Source organism: Pedococcus sp. P1_H8 (assembly GCF_056405175.1).
Genome location: NZ_JBFUCP010000002.1, coordinates 52414 through 68462, shown reverse-complemented (window position 1 = coordinate 68462; position 16049 = coordinate 52414). Strand labels below are relative to the sequence as shown.

The window sequence follows — 16049 nt, the reverse complement described above, 5'->3', positions numbered from 1 at the left end:
AGGGGCAGGAGCCACCTGGCCGACCCGCTGGTCACGACACGGCCACGAGGATGAAGCCGACGCCGACTGCGGCGAAGGCTGCACCGCTCGCGATGAGCCGTCCGCGGTGCCCGGGGTCCCGCAGGAGCGCGGCGACGCCGGCCAACCCGCACAGGCAGGCGGCGTAACCACACCACCACAGCGGGGCCACGGCGTCGAGGATCGATGAGGTCTGGTACTCCCCGCCCACCACGTGCGCGTCGCTGAAGATCACCCAGGGCGAGAAGGCGTACCACGGGCTCGGCACCACCTGCGCGAGGATCGCCACCGACGTCAGCACGACCATGCCCAGCAAGGCCGACCCGCGGAACGGAGCCCAACGGGCGACCGCCACCCCGAGCAGCGGGCCGCCGAGCGCAGCCAGCACGACATCACCGATCAGCACGCCCCAGACTGCTGTGTTCGGCTCATCACCGAACCAGGCCACGTGGCCCCCGGGCAGGGTGGGCGGCCAGACAGCGGCGGCGACGACCTGGACGAGGACGACCAGCGCGCCAGTGGTCATCGGCACCAGACAGGCCAGGCAGAGCGCCGCCGTCCGCCGCTGGCCGTTGATTGGCGCGGTCTCGGCGAGGTCGCCCGTCCGGCGCAGCGACGTGGTCAACCGGTGAGCCACCACGAAGCCGAAGACACCCAGCAGGAAGGCAGGGGCCAGAGTCTCCTCGATCCCGATCTTCGTCGGCTTCTTGGCTACGACACCCTGGACCAACGAGAACAGGAGCACGCCGGCAGCGAGAAGGTAGAGCGGGTGCCGCGCGAAACGACGTGCATCGGCGCCTGCGAGCGTGAGCAGCGACTCTGCCTGTTTGCGGACCGGGTATGCCGTCGCGGTGGTCATGACGCGACCTCCAGTGCGGGGTCGAGGGCACGCTCGCCAACGAGCAGCAGATAGGCGTCCTCGAGCGTCGGCTCCGCCTGTGGCGCTCCCTGCGGCGGTTCACCCACGTTGCGCCACCGGCCTGTGCCGGTTCGCCAGGAATGCGACGCACCGGGATCACGTGCCGCCGCCAACCAGACCCGTCCTTCAGCTTGTGACACCAGGTCAGCCACGGCACCGTCGAAGTACACCCGGCCGGTGTCGATGACCACGACCCGTCCGCACACGGCCGCGACGTCCTCGGTCTGGTGGGTCGAGAGGACAACGGTGGCCGTCTCCCCCGCCGTCGACAGGATGTCGCGCAGCCTGGCCCGCTGCTCAGGGTCGAGACCGGTGGTGGGTTCGTCGAGCACCAGGAAGGCGGGCTTGCCGAGAAGTGCCTGAGCAAGCAGCAACCGCCGGCGCTGACCCCCGGACAGCGCGTGGACGCGCTTGGTTGCCACGTCCTCCAGCCCCGCTTGGCCCAGCACCCGCCGCACCTCCGCGTGGCGGGTCGCCCGATCGGTCCACTCCTTCAGGATGGCGAAGTAGTCGACGAAGCCGAAGGCGGTGAAGCCACGGGGAAAGCCCGCCTCCTGAGGGAGGTAGCCGAGGTGGCGGCGAATCGCCACGCGACCGGAGGTGGCCCCGGGATCGTTGCCCAGCACCATCACCCGTCCACGGTCGGCGGCAAGAGCGGTGGCGAGGATCCGCAGGAGGGTGGTCTTGCCGGCGCCGTTGGGGCCGAGCAGCCCAGTGATGCCGGGCTCGAAGCCCAGACTGATGCCGTCGAGGGCCACGGTGCGTCCGAACCGCTTGCCGACGCCCTCGAGTTCGACGGTCTGTGTGTGTGCATTCATGACTGCCTCCTCGGCAGGTCGATGACCTGGAAGTTCGTGACGACAACCCAGACAGAGACGAGAACGAGCGCCGTGCAGACCCACTGACTCGTCGGGCCGACCAGCGCCAGCGGATCCCCGCGGCCATACGTCGCGGCCACGCTGGTCATGGACCAGAGCACGCCGACCAGCGTGGCCGAGCTGGTGAGGCCGACGTACGGCGCGAGCGCCAGCGTGACTGCAACGCAGGCGGCTGCAGGGGTGAGCCAAGCGAGGAACAGCCAGCCCGGGCCCGGGATCAGCAGACCCACGAGCGAGGCGATCGGCACACAGGTGGCAACCACCGCAATGGTGCGCAGGAGCAGCAGGCGGATCGAAGAGAAGGGCGTCGTGACGACGATCTCCTGGCTGGGATCGGCCTCGCCGCCAAAGGCCATCGCCACACCCGCCACCGGAGCCAGGGGTGCCACGAGCAGGAAGAGGCCGAGTCCTCGATCACCGGCGAAGAAGGCGGCCACACCAGCGAACAGGAGCACCACGCTGACACCGAGCAGCCAGCTCCCGCGCAGGGAGGGGACGGCCGAAAGCAACCGCACATCCTCAGAACGGAAGCCCAGCAGTCTGAGCGCCTTCTCGACCACCCCGGGCGCAGCGGGTTCGATGCTGTCGCGGACGCCAAGCCAGACCCGCTCAAGGTCTTCGTCGCCCCGGCTGAACTCCAGGGCATTCACGGCGGTGCGGCAGCCGCCGCAGCCCATCACATGCGCCTCGATCGAGGCCGCGAGCACCGGGCCCAAGCGACCCTCCACCAGCGCCCGCAAGGCGTCGGCATCGGCATGCCAGCCGCCACGTTCGGTCGTCATCCCAGCTCCTCCCTCATCCTGGCCCGCGCCCTCGCGAGGCGCGTCTTCACAGTCCCCTGCGGAATCCCCAGCAGCTGCGCGGCTTCCCGTGTCGTCAGCCCGTCAAGGACCGTGGCTTGTAGGACCACCTGCAGCTCGGGCGAGATCCGGGCCAGAGCGATGCCCACATCCGAGTGCTCGATGGCCAACAGAACCCGCTCCTCAGCGGAGTCGTCCACCGCATCGTGGGGCAGCAGGGCCGGCCCCAGCCGTGGCCCGCGGGCACTGCGGGTCCGTACCTGACTGATCAGGCGGTGAATCGCAATCCCCCACAGCCAGGCCGCCACCTCGCCGTCGGCGCGGAATTTCCCAGCCCCGTCCCAAGCCGCCACGAACGTGTCCTGGAGGGCATCAGCCACGACCTCCCGGTCGGCGCACCGCCGCCGCAACCGACTGGAGATCCAACCCGCGTGTCGCTCATACAGCAGTCGCAGCGCCCCCTCGTCCCGCTCGCACATCGCTGCGACGAGGTCGACGTCCGAGAGTACGGCCGTTGCCATACAAGTACTGTCGCGCACGATGCGCCGATCGGTTCACCGTTGGCAACGAGACCCATGCCAGCGGTGCATTGCTCTGACTAGGAGATGGCAGCCGTGTACTCGGCGACTCGTTCAACGTACAGGCGGGCGTTGGCGCGGATCTGTTCACGCTCTGCCTCGGTGGTCTGCCGGCGGACCTTGCCGGGCAGTCCCAACACCATGGAATTCGGCGGGATCTGAGTTCCCTCCGGAATCATCGCTCCAGCGCCGATGATCGAGCCCGAGCCGATGCTCGCCCCGTTGAGGACGATCGCGCCCATGCCGATCAGCACGTCGTCGTCGACCGTGCAGCCGTGCAGCACCGCGTTGTGGCCGACAGTGACGCCCGTGCCGAGTCGCAGCCGAACTCCTCGGTCCGCGTGCAGGACGCAGCCGTCCTGCACGTTGCTGCCGCGGCCGATGGTGATCGTGTCACCGTCGGCGCGGATCACCGCGGAGAACCACAGGCTGCTGCCCTGCTCCATGACGGCCGCGCCGATGACGGTGGCGTTCGGGGCGATCCAGGCGGTCTCGTGGATCTGTGGCGTCCGGTCCTGGAGAGGGATCAACATGCTTCGCTCCGTCGTCATGGCTGATGGTCGGATTCGACGAGCACGACGCACAAGGTGCGCGGCCCGTGCACGCCCTCGACCCGGTCGAGCTCGATGTCGCTCGTGGCCGAGGGCCCGCTGATGAACGTGATCGGCCGCTCCCCCGCCAACCGCGAGAGCATCTCGGGCACCGACGCCACGACCTGGTCGGCCCGCACGATGCAGACGTGCAGGTCGGGGATCAGCGTGATCGCGCGGCGGCCCTGGTCGGGAGACGCGTCTAGGGCGATGGTGCCCGTCTCGGCGCACGCCACCGTGGACGCGGTGAGCACCGCGGCATACGAGTCGAGATCCTGGGCCCCCAGGCCTTCGTGGTCGCGCTCGGCACCTGGGCACCACTCCGACGGCACTCCCGGTGCGCGCAGCACCGGCGAGGCCGCGCCCAACAGCCCCTGCACCGCAGAGGCCAGGCCGTCCGGTCGGCACCTCACGACCGTGGCGCGGTAGTCCACGAGCCGTTCCTCGAGGAGGGCGACCAGGCTGCCCGAGGCGTCGGAAGCAGACAACGGCCCCCGGCGATAGGCGCGCTCCACGGGACGGACCTCGATGCCGGCGTTGGCTTCCTTGATGCGCTGGAGGATGTCTTCGCGGGCGCCCATCACTGGTCCCTCGTCCTTTCCCACCACTCGCGGAAGGTCTCCGGCGGGGGCGCGGGCGCGTCCCTGCTGGTGGTCCAGGCCGAGAGCGGGAACGGCAGGGACCGGAAGCGTCCACTTCGGGCGAACGGACGCGCCATACGGGATGCGGTCTCGGCCATGCGGAAGCGACGCGGGCTCTGCATCACCCAGCCCACCAGGGAGAGTGCCGCCGCCTCGGGCGTCGGCAGGCGGTGCGCCTTGGCCTGCTCCTCCGTGTGTCGCTCTCGCAGGTGAACGAGCAGGGACGGGATGTCGATCCGCACCGGGCAGGCGTCGAAGCAGGCGCCACACAGGGTTGACGCGAACGGCAGGGACGAGTTGTCCTCGATCCCGGTGAGCTGCGGGGTGAGCACCGCACCGATCGGGCCCGGGTAGACCGATCCGTAGGCGTGGCCGCCGGTGCGCTCGTACACGGGGCACACGTTCATGCACGCACTGCACTTGATGCAGTGCAGCACCTCGCGGCCCACGTGGTCCCCAAGCGTCGCGGTTCGTCCGTTGTCGAGCAGCACGAGGTGGAACGCCTGCGGCCCGTCACCGGGAGTGACCCCGGTCCACGCCGAGGTGTACGGGTTCATTCGCTCCCCCGTGGACGACCGGGGCAGCAGCTGGAGGAAGACCTCGAGGTCCTGCCACGTCGGCACGACCTTCTCGATCCCCATCACGGTGATCAGCGTCTCCGGCAGGGTCAGGCACATCCGGCCGTTCCCCTCGGACTCGACCACGAGGAGGGTGCCGGAGTCGGCGACGGCGAAGTTTGCGCCGCTGACGGCGACCCTGGCAGTGAGGAACTTCTGCCTCAGGTGGGCGCGCGCGGCCATGGCCAGCTGGCGCGGGTCGTCGGTCAGGTCTGCCGGTGCGCCGGGCATCTCCCGCAGGAAGATCTCGCGCACCTCGGCACGGTTGCGGTGGATGGCGGGCACGAGGATGTGGGAAGGCTTGTCCTTGCCGAGCTGGACGATCAGCTCGGCGAGGTCGGTCTCCGTGGTGGTGATGCCCTGAGCCTCGAGGGCCTCGTTGAGGCCGATCTCCTGGGTGACCATGGACTTGACCTTGACCACCTCTCGCTCCCCTGTCGCCAGGACGAGCTCGGCGATGATCGCGTTGGCCTCGTTGGCATCCCGGGCCCAGTGGACCACTCCGCCGCGGCTCGTGACTGCCTCCTCGAGGGTGCGCAGGTGCTCGTCGAGGTTGGCCATGGTGGCCGCCTTGATCTGCTCGCCCGCGAGTCGCAGCTCCTCCCAGTCGGGCACCTCGTCGACCACCGCGGCACGCTTCTCCCGGATGGTGCGCGTCGCCCGTCCGATGTTGGCTCGCAGCTGGGTGTCGCCCAGGGCGGCCTTGGCGGCCTTGGGAAAGGACTCGTCGCCGCGCAGACCGCCCACCCCGCGAGGGGCGTGTATGGCGGGCATGCCCAGGAAGGTGCTCACCGCGCCACCGCCGTGGACCCGGTCGCGGCGGAGCTCTCCGTCGACGCCAGGATCTCCGCGAGGTGGACCGTGCGCGTGCCGACGCGCAGCCGCGACAGGCCACCACCGATGTGCATGAGGCAGGACGAGTCACCGGCAGTCACGCTCTCGGCCCTCGTCGCCATGACGTTCTTCATCTTGTCGGCGAGCATCGCGGTGGACGTGTCCGAGTTCTTGACGGCGAAGGTGCCGCCGAACCCGCAGCACTGGTCAGCGTCCGGGAGCTCCACCAGGTCGAGGCCCTTGACGGCACTCAGCAGCCGCAACGGCTTGTCGTCGACCCGCAGCATCCGCAGCGAGTGACACGTGGGGTGGTACGTGACGCGGTGCGGGTAGTGGGCACCGACGTCCTCGACGCCGAGGACGTCGACGAGGAACTCCGTGAGCTCGTAGGTGTGGCTCGCGACTCGCTCCGCTCGGACAGCCAGTGCCTCGTCGCCGGCCTTGCGAGCGAGCATGGCGTGCTGGTGGCGCACGGCGCCCACGCACGACCCCGAGGGGGCGACGATCGCGTCATACTCCTCGAACGTCTCAACGTGGTGGCGGACGAGGGGCACCGCCTTGCGTCCATAGCCCGTGTTGGTGTGCATCTGGCCGCAGCAGGTCTGGGCCTTCGGGAAGACGACCTCGTGACCGAGCCGCTCGAGCACCGTCACCGTCGCCCGGCCTACCTCAGGGAAGAGTCCGTCTGCCAGACAGGTCACGAAGAGCGCGATCTTCACGACGTCGGCCTGACGATGACTGCCAGGGGGTTGCCATCGGGCGGGCCCTGGTGGGAGTTCTGCTCTCCCCCGCTGACGAAGACCTCAGTGCGGCCGGTCATCGACGCGAGCAGGAAGCCGCCCATCGCCTTGGCGACGTGGTAGCCGACCTGGTCCTCGAGCAGCGTGATGCGGCGCCCGTTCAGCTCGCTGGTGCCCGGCATGATCATCTTGGCCAGGGCGTACACGAGGCTCTCGGACGCCTTGCGGGTGTCACCGTCCTCGACCTCGACACCGGCCGACTCCAACGCACCGGCAACGGCCGATCCGTCGATGATGCTGAGCATCGACTGGTGACCGATCCGCAGGCTGCTCGACGACGTGGTCGTGTTGCCGAGGAGGAGCACCTCGGCGTGAGTCTTCTCGCCACCGGAGGACGTGAGGGCGACGTCGGAGAAGACCGAGTAGTCGCGACGGACCATGTCGTCGTGGACGTCCGGGTCGTCGGCTTCGCCCAAGGCAAGGGCCACGCCCAGCGCGGAGGCGTCGTTCGAGTAGCAGATGGCACCCTCGGGGCCGATCGAGACATCGTGGGTCACCGTGTCGTGGCCGCGCTGCTTGGCCTCCGCGATGCTCTCGGGGCTGAGGGACGGTGCCTTGACGAGGACAGCATGGACGTCAGCCGGGTCCTGGATCCCGGCGTCGGCCAGCGCCTGCTCGACGGCGGCCCGCACCTTGGTGATCTGGCCCATCCGGCCGATCTCCTCCGGGGGGATCTCGGCGGAGTGCGCCAGCCCTGCCACGAGTCGCGGCTCACCGAAGGACGGCTCCGCCGGGTCGTCCGTGCGCGCGAAGACGGCGATGTGGGGAGTGATGACGCCGGGACTGCCACCAGACAGCACGATGCAGAGCTTGTCGGCGACGTCGGCGGCGGTGGTGCCGAGCCGTGCGGCCAGCAGCTCCTTGATCGCCCGGTCGGCGGCCTCGCGGCCGGTGTCCTTGCCGAGGCCGGTGCCCTCGGACTTCCCGACCAGCGCGATGACGCTCTCGGGCGAGACCGTGCCCTCGTCGAAGAGGCGCGCGAGCTCCGAGACGTCACCAGGGGTTCGCATCTGGCAGACGTGCACGTCAACGCGCATCGAGCACCTGCCCTGAGTCATGGCTCACGCGGGGAAGCAGCTGACCGAGGCGCTCGCACACCGCCAGCGCGATGTCCTCGCGGAACGCGGGAGCCACGACCTGCACGGAGATCGGCGACCCCAGGCGGGACCTGGCGACCGGCACCGAGACCGCAGGCACGCCGAACAGGCTGATGGCTCGGCTGGGCGCGAGGAGGTGGAAGTCGGCGACCCGACCCGTCAGGTCGTGGGGCGCCTCGGTGCTGACCGGCAGCAGCAGGGCGCGCTCACCGATCAGCCACTGGCCCAGTCCCTCGATGAGGGCGTCGCGCTCGTCCCACAGGTCCGCGAGCTCGGAGTCCGTGAGGCTCACTCGCGCCCGCAGCATCCCCTTGATGGGATCACCGATCAGGTCGGGGTCGGCGTCAAACAGGTGCTGCACGGCGATCATGGGCTCGGCCGACCGGAGCCGGTCGTAGACGGCCAGCCCGCGGTCCACCTGGGACGGCACTCCCCTGGTCACCCGCACCCCCAAGCCGGCGAGGCTCTCGGCGGCCGAGGCCACCGCGTCGGCGACCTCCGCGTCGACCTCGACGTCGCCCACCGTAGGGGCCCAGGCCAGTTCGAGGTCGTCAACGCGCACGTCGCGGTAGTCGTGGAGCGGCTCGTCCGCGACGAGCGCGTCCCGCCCGTCGGGGCCGGAGATGACCTGCAGGACGGTGAACACGTCGTGGACCGTGCGGCCGATGGGGCCGACGACCTGCACCGTGTCCTGGAAGGAACGGACGGACTCGTCGACGGGCCCGACAGGCTGCTCCCCGCTGCGCGAGACCCTGCCCACGGTGGGTCGCAGGCCGATCAGCCCGGTGCACTGGGCCGGCCAGCGCAGTGACCCGCCGTAGTCGCTGCCCAGCCCGACCAAGGACATCCCCGCGGCGACGGCAGCCGCCTCGCCACCGCTCGACCCGCCTGCAGTCCAGGGCCCCAACGGGTTCCGCGTCGGACCGAACAGGTCGTTGTCCGTGTCGACGCCGAGGGCGAACTCCGGACAGTTGGTCTTGCCCACCAGCACTGCTCCGGCGGCCCGCATCCGTGCGACCGCGGTCGCATCCTCACCGGTCAGGTTGCCCTCGAGGGCACGAGACCCGCAGGTCGTGGGCAGGTCGACGGTGGCGAGCATGTCCTTGGCAGTGAAGGGAATTCCGGCGAGGACGCCACCCGAGCGCGTTGACGGCAGCGCGGCGGCCTCCTCTAGCGCCGCCTCCGCGCGGTCGGCGACGACCGCGTTGAGACGGGGGTTCTCCTGGGCGATCCGCGCCACCGCGGCGCGCACCAGCTGGGTCGGTTCCACCGACCCGGCGCGGACCTCGTCCGCAGCGCTGACGATCGAGGTGGCAGAGCTCACGTGGCCTGCCCGATCAGCTCGTCGAGGTTGTCGAGGATCGACGAATTGCCATGGTTGGCGATCTCGTGCAGGACTGCTGCCTTGTCCCCACGCTCGATACTCTCCAACAGCCGCGCGTGGCGCGGGTGCACGTCGCCCCGATCGCCATAGAGGCGCTCGCGGAACTTGAGGTTGTAGGCCATGCACAGCTCCAGCTGGAGACGCAGCCCCTCGTATGCCGCGATGAGACGACCGTGGCCGGCCAGCGCGACCAGCCCCACATGGAACCTGCTGTTCGCTGCCAGGACCGCGTTGTCGTCGCCGCTGTCAGCAGCGGCCTTCATGTCGGCGAGAGCCGCGCGGATGGGCTCGAGGCGGGTGGGGTCCTGGACGGGGACGCCGAGCTCGATCGCGAGCCGCTCCAGGGCGAAGCGCAGCGAGTAGATCTCGCGGACGTCCACGGCCGTGATCGGGGTGACGATGTAGCCGCGCCGGGGCAGGCTCTGCACGAGCCCATCACGCTGCAGGATGCGCAGCGCCTCGCGCAGCGGCGGCCTGCTCACGCCGAACATCTCGGTCAGCCGCTCCTCGACCAGACGGTCGCCCGGCCGGACGTCACCCGAGACGATCAGCGCCCGCAGCCGCTGGACGACCGCCTCGACCATCGACGGGATCTCGACCTTGCCCTGCTCGGTTCGGAACGCCTCAACCGCCATCATCGTGTCCTCCCTGTATCCCCGGTGCGGCTCATTGTGCAGCATCGATTGTCGAGTCCGGGTCGTGCTGGACGTGCTGCAGGTCGGCGATCACCCGGGCCTGCAGGAGTTGCTGGATCACACCCTCGCCGAGGCCCGACTCGCGGGCGACCTCGATCGAGTGCTCGCCCAGCATCGGGGCGGCACGGCGCAGCCAGCCCTTCTCGCTGCCCTCGACCTTGACTGCCTGACCGAGCACCTTCATCGGGCCGAGCTCGCGGTGCTCGATGGTCTCGACCATGTCGAGGGCCTGGGTGATGGGGTGGTTGAGTGCCTGCTCGAGGTCGAGCACCGGGCCACACGGAACGCCAGCGTTGTTGATCTCCGGGATCCACTCTTCCGCGGACTTCGCGGCGAGCACCTCCTCGATGGCGTGCCGCAGCCCCCCGCGGTTGACCATCCGAGCCGCGTTGTCGACATACCGGGGGTCCTCGGCGAGCTCGTCCTTGCCGAGCGCCGAGCACAGCCGGCGCCACATCTTCTCGTTCCCCGAGGCCAAGGTGATCGAGCCGTCGCCGGTCTTGAACGTGCCCTGCGGGAACATGATCGGGTGGTCGTTGCCGTCGCGCCCGGGAACGATCCCGAGGCTGAGGTACTTCTGCGCCTGGTAAGACATCAGGGTGAGGGTCGACTCCATCAGGGAGGCCTCCACGATTGCACCGTGGCCCGATCGGTTGCGTTCGTGCAGTGCCGCCAGCACCCCGACGGCGGCGAAGACCCCGGTCGAGGAGTCGCTGACGGCGATGCCGACGCGCAGCGCACCCGTCTCCTCGGTGCCGGTGACGCTCATCAGGCCGGACATGGCCTGGGCCGTCTGATCGAACCCTGGCAGGGCGTCGCCCGGCGGCCGCGTCCCGAACCCGCTGATGTTCACGTAGATCAGCTTCGGGTTGCGGGCCCGCAGGCTCTCCGCTCCGAGACCCATGGCGTCGGCGGTGCCGGGGCGGTAGTTCTGGACGAAGATGTCGGCGTCGTCGATGAGCCGCAGGAGCAGGTCGAGGCCCTCCGGCCGGCGCAGGTCCACCGCGAGCGACCGCTTGTTCCGGTTGGACGCCAGGTAGTAGACGCTCTCCTCGTCGTGGAACGGCCCGGACTGCCGGGCCGGGTCACCCGTGGGCAGCGTCTCGACCTTGACGACGTCGGCTCCCAGGTCGGCGAGCAACATCGTGAGCGTGGGGCCGGAGAGATAGCGGGTGAGGTCGACGACCTTCAGTCCGTCAAGCGCTGCCATGACCGGAGGTCCTCTCGGTGGTGAACTCGGGAGCGCGGCCCGCGAGGAATGCCGCGACGCCCTCCTTCAGGTCTGCTCCGCCGTAGGCCGTCTCGTGGAAGGCTCGGAGCTTGGGGTGGTCGTCGGTGACGGCCGGGTCGAGACCCAGGGCCGCCGTCACCTTGGTGGAACGGATGGTGACCTCGGAGCTGGCCGCGATGTTCGCCACGAGGGCGTTCACCTCCACCTGCAGGAACTCGGGCTCGACGACCTGCTGCACGAAGCCCATCGAGGCGGCCTGCGTGGCGTCGATGAGCTTGCCGCTGGCCACGAGGTACATGAGGTTGGACCGGCCGAGGGCACCTGCAACCGCCCGCGTCTCGGTGAGGCCCAGGGTGACGCCGAGGCGTCCGATCGGGATGCCGAACCGGGAACGGGACGACGCGATCCGGATGTCGCAGGCAGCCGCGAGCTCACACCCGCCGCCGACCGCGAGGCCGTCGACCATCGCGATGACCGGGACCGGCAGCGCCTGGACGGCCTGCAGCGCAGCGGCGATCGCGACGTTGTAGGTGTCGGCATCGCCTGCCGTGAGTCGCTTGGTAGGGAACTCACTGATGTCGGCGCCGGCGCTGAAGGCCCGGTCGCCCGCGCCACGGACGACCACGGCCCGTAGGGACGTGTGGTCCAGCAGGCTCGTGAACACCTCGCCGATCCGCAGCCAGCCAGCCAGGCTGAGCGCGTTGTGCTGGGCTGGGCGGCTCAGGGTGACCACCGCAGTCGTGCGGTTGGCCCCCACGTGGGCGAACTCGAGCCCGATCATTCCCTCGACACACTCGTCGGGCGCCTCTCCTGCGAGGACGGTCCGCAGCGGGGCGTGCTCCGTCATCGTGGCCATCACCCGTTGTCCAGCGGCACGCGGCCACGTGCCAGCTGCGAGAGCGCAACCGCGACGAGGAGGGCGCCACCGTAGAAGAGCTGCTGCACGTAGGACTGCACACCCATGAGCTGGAGCCCGGTGATGCCGGTGACGAGGAAGTACACGGCGATCGCGGTTCCCCACGGGTTGAACCGGCCCGGCATGATGCTGGTCGCGCCGAGGAAGGCGGCGGCGAAGGCCGGGAGCAGCAGGGTCGAACCCGAGCTGGGGTCCGCCCCACCAGAGGTGCCGGCATACAGCACACCGGCCAGCGCAGCCAGGGCAGCCGAACCCATGAGGGCACCGATCCGCACGCGGCCCACTCGCACACCGCTGAGCTTCGAGACGCTGCGGCCGCGGCCCACGAAGAGCAGGCGGCGTCCGACCGAGGTGTACTCGAGAACCCACCACAGCAACGCGCACAGGGCGATCGCGTAGAAGAAGGCCAGCGAGATCCCGGCGAAGCGCTTGACGATGACGTAGTCCACGAGCGTCTGCGAGATGCCCGAGATGGTGGCGGAGTCGCTGGCCCACAAGGTGATTCCCGTGAGGAGCGTGCCCATGCCCAGGGTCACGATCAGCGACTCGATGCCGAAGAAGACCATGATCAGGCCGTTGACCAGACCGACGACGAGCCCCATGACCAGGGCGGCGACGATGGCAGCCCAGATCGGCCAGCCGTGCTGGACGTTGAGGATGGCGACCATCATGGCCGACAACGTCAGCACACCCGCCACGGACAGGTCGTAGTCACCGGCCGTCAGCGGCACGATGAGCGCCAGGGTCAGGACGAGGAGCACGGCCTGCGAGCCGAGCATGGTCTGGAACGTCGCCGCCGTCAGGAAGACGCCGGGGTTCGCGATGCCGAATCCCACGATGAGCACCAGCCAGGCGACCGGCAGCGCGACACGCTGCACCATGTCGAGGCGGCTCACGCCCTTGGTCTTGGCGGCACTCACGACGCCACCTCCGTCGGCGGCTGGAGCTGCTCCGGCACCGTCTCCTGCACCGCGTACGAGAGCTCCGAGATCCGCTCCTTGCTGATCTGGTCCCCCGTCAGCTCCGCCACGATCCGGCCCTGTCGGAAGATCAGGACCCGATCGCAGATCAACGCCAACTGTTCGTGATCGCTGCTGGCGCATAGCACGCCCATCCCTTCTGCGGTCGCTGACCGCAACACTGAGAAAATCTCTTCGCGGGCGCCGACGTCGACGCCCTGCGTGGGTTCATGCACCATGAGGACGGTGGGCCGGGTCTGCAGCCACTTGGCCATCAGGACCTTCTGCTGGTTGCCACCGGACAGGCTCGAGCACGGCAAGGTCGGGTCGTTGGGTCGCACGTCGAACGACGACAGGACCTTCCGAGCCTCCTCGCGCATCTTCTTGCGCCGCAGGAACGGACCCTGCTGGTAGGTGCGCAGGGTCTGCATGCTGACGTTGTCGAGAACGGACAGGGTCAGGATCGCCCCGTCACGCGGTCGGTCCGCCGGTACGAGTGCCAGTCCCTGGTTGAACGCCTTCGTCGGGTTCTGGCGGCGCAGTTCCGTTGCCGCAGAACCGATCTCGATCCGACCCGCGTCGGCCCGCTCGGCGCCGAACATCAGGTAGGGAAGGTCCTCGAAGCCCGAGCCGGACAAGCCGGTCACGCCCAGGACCTCGCCGCTGTGGACCACGAGGGACGCCTCGACGACGAGCCCTCCGCGTGCACCCGTGACCGTCGCGGCGACCGCGGACGCAGCGAGCTGTGCCGCGCTGCGGTGGCTCACTGCCTCGAGGTCGTGGCCCACGATGAGGCGCACGATCTGCTCGCGGGTGTGGTCCGCGGTGGCACCGCCGCCCACGACCCGCCCATCACGGAAGACCGTGAATCGGTCGGTGAGCTGCTTGACCTCCTCGAGGTCGTGCGACACGAAGAGCACTCCGGTGCCGGTGGCCGCGACGTTGCGCGTCACGTCGAAGAGCATCTGCGTGTCGTCCTGCGGCAGGAACACCGTCGGCTCGTCGAGGACGAGCAGGCCGTTGCTCGGCGCGTTGGCCACTGCCCGGACGATCGCGAGCAGCGCCCGCTCGACCGGACGGAGGTCGCTGACGAGCTTCGACGTCCCGAGGCTCACGCCATACCGGTCGAAGAGCTCCCGAGCCTTGCTGCGCCACTGCTTCCAGGGGATCGCCACCGAGGCCTCGGTGGCGAGCTCGTCCAGGAAGAGGTTCTCCAGCACGGTCAGGGACGGGATGAGCCCGAGGTCCTGGTGCACGAACCGCATGCCCAGCGCCTTGTACTCACCCGGCGCGAGCGGCAGGGAGACCTCCGTGCCGTTGATGTGCAAGTGGCCACCGGGATCCGGCTGGTGGAAGCCGGCCAGCACCTTGATCAGGGTGGACTTGCCCGAGCCGTTCTGGCCGAGCAGGCCGTGGATCTCGCCGGCTCGCACCGTGAGGTCCACGCCCTGCAGCGCCTTGACTCCACCGAACGTCTTCGCCAGACCTTCGATCTTGAGGACGTCAGACATCTACTTGAGTCCCCACAGGGTCCGGTACCCGTCCTTGAACTGGTTGGGTTCGCCATACCCTTCCTTCTGGTTGACGGGCTTGCCTGCCTCGTCCACGTTGGTCGCGTCGAACACGCGCAACGGCGTCTTCTGGCTCGCCAGCGGCTCGACGCCCGACAGCACCCGGAGGACCTGGTCCATGTTCGCCCAGCCGAGCCACTCGAGGGGCTCGCCCACCTCGGCCACGACGAGGTTCTTGTCCTGGATCATCTTCATGACCGAGGCCGTGCCGTTGTAGGCGACGATCTTGACGCTGCCGGTCTTGCCGGCCTGGGTGATACCGGTGGTGAGGAAGGGCGTCATCCCGTCGAAGACCGGGACCGCGTAGTTGATGGACGGGTCCTTCAACAGGGCCGTCTGCACCTGAGTGGGCACCTTGGTCGCCCAGTCCGAGATCGGGATGTTGACGATCTGCGCCTTGCACGTGTCGGGGCACTTGGCCGCCAGCTCGTCCTTGAACGCCTTGGCGATGCCGGCTGCGGGCTGGACCTCGTTGGAGGTCACGAAGTAGGCGTTGACGTGCCCGCCCGAGTTGACGATGGCGTAGTCAGCCATGAGGGTGCCGGCCCGGTAGTGGTGGGCGTCGACGAAGGCCGCGACGTTCGGCTGCTCCTTCTTGGCGCTCTCGACGTACGACTCGTCATAGAGGTGCGTGCTGATGACCGGGATCCCTGCGGCCTTGGCGGCTGCGAGCTGGGGGCCGAGCAGCTTGGGGTCCGGCGAGCCCTCGAGCACGATGGCGTCGGCCTTCTGCGCGATTCCGCTCTGCACGCCCTGGATCCACTGCGAGACCTGGCCCTGGTTGGTGAACTGGACGACCTTGACCCCGGCCTCCTTGCCCGCCTCACCCATCGCTGCATCGACGATCTGGTTGAACGGGACAGTGCTGTTCAGGCTGACGTTGACGATCGTCTTGCCCTTGGCCTTCGACGCGTCGAAGCTTGGGCCGGGCGCCGTGAACGACGGGAGGGCTTTGGCCTTGTCGATCTCTGCCTTTGCGGCCGTCGTGTCGACTGCGGCACCCGAGCCGTTGGCGTTGGCGCTGGTCGGGCTCGTGCCCTCAGAACAACCTGCCAGGCCGAGGGCCGCGACGACCGCCAGAGGGGCGGTCAGTCCGATGGCTCCGAAGTTTCGCCGCATTGCGGTCCTCCATTGACTCCGAGGGCGGCGGGCACCGTTGCTCGCCGCGTGGTGGGCCTCACCGTAGAGGCTCGTACTGCCTATTGTCTACAATATTCAAGCGACAATCTTACAAGCCGCCTCTGAGGGCGCCGTCGCTTGCGGCCAAGGTGGATGGCTACCGCAGCCTTCAAGTCCGGCCGCGAAGCCCACTGACGAGCACACTGCACTGGGCCGCACGTAATGACGAAACTGCCCCTGATCCGCGTCTCCGCGAGTCAGGGGCTGTTCATCGATGGTGGGCGATACTGGGTTTGAACCAGTGACCTCTTCCGTGTCAACGACTTCCCACCGTCCGTAGACGGCCCTCAGCGTCATTTTCGAGCACGAGCCACTCCCCCGACGTCCGTCAACGTCCGCCCG

At 69.1% G+C, this 16049-nt stretch carries 16 protein-coding genes; all 16 read right to left on the bottom strand.

Annotated features, from left to right (window positions below; genetic code table 11):
• Positions 1 to 31 precede the first annotated feature (31 nt).
• Positions 32 to 877, bottom strand: a complete 846-nt coding sequence (locus AC1DYG_RS02315) for a hypothetical protein (protein WP_477638284.1) — start codon at positions 875 to 877, stop codon at positions 32 to 34.
• Positions 874 to 1755, bottom strand: coding sequence for an ATP-binding cassette domain-containing protein (locus AC1DYG_RS02310; protein ID WP_477638283.1), 882 nt, complete (start codon positions 1753 to 1755; stop codon positions 874 to 876). The genes AC1DYG_RS02315 and AC1DYG_RS02310 overlap by 4 nt, the downstream gene beginning before the upstream one ends.
• Complete coding sequence (locus AC1DYG_RS02305) at positions 1752 to 2597, bottom strand: zf-HC2 domain-containing protein (protein ID WP_477638282.1); 846 nt, start codon at positions 2595 to 2597, stop codon at positions 1752 to 1754. The genes AC1DYG_RS02310 and AC1DYG_RS02305 overlap by 4 nt, the downstream gene beginning before the upstream one ends.
• Complete coding sequence (locus AC1DYG_RS02300) at positions 2594 to 3136, bottom strand: RNA polymerase sigma factor (RefSeq protein WP_477638281.1); 543 nt, start codon at positions 3134 to 3136, stop codon at positions 2594 to 2596. Before AC1DYG_RS02300 ends, AC1DYG_RS02305 begins: the two co-directional genes overlap by 4 nt.
• 77 nt (positions 3137 to 3213) lie before the next feature.
• A complete protein-coding gene (locus AC1DYG_RS02295; RefSeq protein WP_477638280.1) occupies positions 3214 to 3726 on the bottom strand; it encodes a gamma carbonic anhydrase family protein in 513 nt (170 codons plus the stop codon).
• Between the two features lie 14 nt (positions 3727 to 3740).
• Positions 3741 to 4364 carry a LutC/YkgG family protein gene (locus tag AC1DYG_RS02290; protein WP_477638279.1) on the bottom strand — a complete coding sequence of 208 codons (624 nt, stop codon included), beginning with the start codon at positions 4362 to 4364 and terminating at the stop codon, positions 3741 to 3743.
• A complete protein-coding gene (locus AC1DYG_RS02285; protein WP_477638278.1) occupies positions 4364 to 5815 on the bottom strand; it encodes a LutB/LldF family L-lactate oxidation iron-sulfur protein in 1452 nt (483 codons plus the stop codon). Before AC1DYG_RS02285 ends, AC1DYG_RS02290 begins: the two co-directional genes overlap by 1 nt.
• Before the next feature lie 14 nt (positions 5816 to 5829).
• Positions 5830 to 6594: a (Fe-S)-binding protein gene (locus AC1DYG_RS02280; RefSeq protein ID WP_477638277.1), complete on the bottom strand. Its 765-nt coding sequence runs from the start codon at positions 6592 to 6594 to the stop codon at positions 5830 to 5832.
• Positions 6591 to 7685 carry a ring-opening amidohydrolase gene (locus AC1DYG_RS02275; protein WP_477638276.1) on the bottom strand — a complete coding sequence of 365 codons (1095 nt, stop codon included), beginning with the start codon at positions 7683 to 7685 and terminating at the stop codon, positions 6591 to 6593. The genes AC1DYG_RS02280 and AC1DYG_RS02275 overlap by 4 nt, the downstream gene beginning before the upstream one ends.
• A 16-nt stretch (positions 7686 to 7701) precedes the next feature.
• Positions 7702 to 9096, bottom strand: coding sequence for an amidase (locus tag AC1DYG_RS02270; protein WP_477638275.1), 1395 nt, complete (start codon positions 9094 to 9096; stop codon positions 7702 to 7704).
• The gene (locus AC1DYG_RS02265) at positions 9093 to 9794 is read right to left on the bottom strand and encodes a GntR family transcriptional regulator (protein ID WP_477638274.1); all 702 of its coding nucleotides are present in this window, start codon (positions 9792 to 9794) and stop codon (positions 9093 to 9095) included. Before AC1DYG_RS02265 ends, AC1DYG_RS02270 begins: the two co-directional genes overlap by 4 nt.
• A gap of 28 nt (positions 9795 to 9822) precedes the next feature.
• Positions 9823 to 11061, bottom strand: a complete 1239-nt coding sequence (locus AC1DYG_RS02260) for a CaiB/BaiF CoA transferase family protein (RefSeq protein WP_477638273.1) — start codon at positions 11059 to 11061, stop codon at positions 9823 to 9825.
• A complete protein-coding gene (locus tag AC1DYG_RS02255; RefSeq protein ID WP_477638272.1) occupies positions 11048 to 11938 on the bottom strand; it encodes an enoyl-CoA hydratase/isomerase family protein in 891 nt (296 codons plus the stop codon). Before AC1DYG_RS02255 ends, AC1DYG_RS02260 begins: the two co-directional genes overlap by 14 nt.
• Positions 11938 to 12918, bottom strand: coding sequence for an ABC transporter permease (locus tag AC1DYG_RS02250; RefSeq protein ID WP_477638271.1), 981 nt, complete (start codon positions 12916 to 12918; stop codon positions 11938 to 11940). The genes AC1DYG_RS02255 and AC1DYG_RS02250 overlap by 1 nt, the downstream gene beginning before the upstream one ends.
• Positions 12915 to 14468 carry a sugar ABC transporter ATP-binding protein gene (locus tag AC1DYG_RS02245; protein ID WP_477638270.1) on the bottom strand — a complete coding sequence of 518 codons (1554 nt, stop codon included), beginning with the start codon at positions 14466 to 14468 and terminating at the stop codon, positions 12915 to 12917. Before AC1DYG_RS02245 ends, AC1DYG_RS02250 begins: the two co-directional genes overlap by 4 nt.
• Positions 14469 to 15647: a sugar ABC transporter substrate-binding protein gene (locus tag AC1DYG_RS02240; RefSeq protein ID WP_477638269.1), complete on the bottom strand. Its 1179-nt coding sequence runs from the start codon at positions 15645 to 15647 to the stop codon at positions 14469 to 14471.
• Between the last annotated feature and the right edge of the window lie 402 nt (positions 15648 to 16049).

What these genes read in the sequence shown, in the direction of transcription:
- AC1DYG_RS02315 (WP_477638284.1), bottom strand. Translation starts at nt 877, where the DNA reads ATGACCACCGCGACGGCATACCCGGTCCGCAAACAGGCAGAGTCGCTG.
- AC1DYG_RS02310 (WP_477638283.1), bottom strand. Translation starts at nt 1,755, where the DNA reads ATGAATGCACACACACAGACCGTCGAACTCGAGGGCGTCGGCAAGCGG.
- AC1DYG_RS02305 (WP_477638282.1), bottom strand. Translation starts at nt 2,597, where the DNA reads ATGACGACCGAACGTGGCGGCTGGCATGCCGATGCCGACGCCTTGCGG.
- AC1DYG_RS02300 (WP_477638281.1), bottom strand. Translation starts at nt 3,136, where the DNA reads ATGGCAACGGCCGTACTCTCGGACGTCGACCTCGTCGCAGCGATGTGC.
- AC1DYG_RS02295 (WP_477638280.1), bottom strand. Translation starts at nt 3,726, where the DNA reads ATGTTGATCCCTCTCCAGGACCGGACGCCACAGATCCACGAGACCGCC.
- AC1DYG_RS02290 (WP_477638279.1), bottom strand. Translation starts at nt 4,364, where the DNA reads ATGGGCGCCCGCGAAGACATCCTCCAGCGCATCAAGGAAGCCAACGCC.
- AC1DYG_RS02285 (WP_477638278.1), bottom strand. Translation starts at nt 5,815, where the DNA reads ATGCCCGCCATACACGCCCCTCGCGGGGTGGGCGGTCTGCGCGGCGAC.
- AC1DYG_RS02275 (WP_477638276.1), bottom strand. Translation starts at nt 7,685, where the DNA reads ATGCGAACCCCTGGTGACGTCTCGGAGCTCGCGCGCCTCTTCGACGAG.
- AC1DYG_RS02265 (WP_477638274.1), bottom strand. Translation starts at nt 9,794, where the DNA reads ATGATGGCGGTTGAGGCGTTCCGAACCGAGCAGGGCAAGGTCGAGATC.
- AC1DYG_RS02260 (WP_477638273.1), bottom strand. Translation starts at nt 11,061, where the DNA reads ATGGCAGCGCTTGACGGACTGAAGGTCGTCGACCTCACCCGCTATCTC.
- AC1DYG_RS02255 (WP_477638272.1), bottom strand. Translation starts at nt 11,938, where the DNA reads ATGGCCACGATGACGGAGCACGCCCCGCTGCGGACCGTCCTCGCAGGA.
- AC1DYG_RS02245 (WP_477638270.1), bottom strand. Translation starts at nt 14,468, where the DNA reads ATGTCTGACGTCCTCAAGATCGAAGGTCTGGCGAAGACGTTCGGTGGA.
- AC1DYG_RS02240 (WP_477638269.1), bottom strand. Translation starts at nt 15,647, where the DNA reads ATGCGGCGAAACTTCGGAGCCATCGGACTGACCGCCCCTCTGGCGGTC.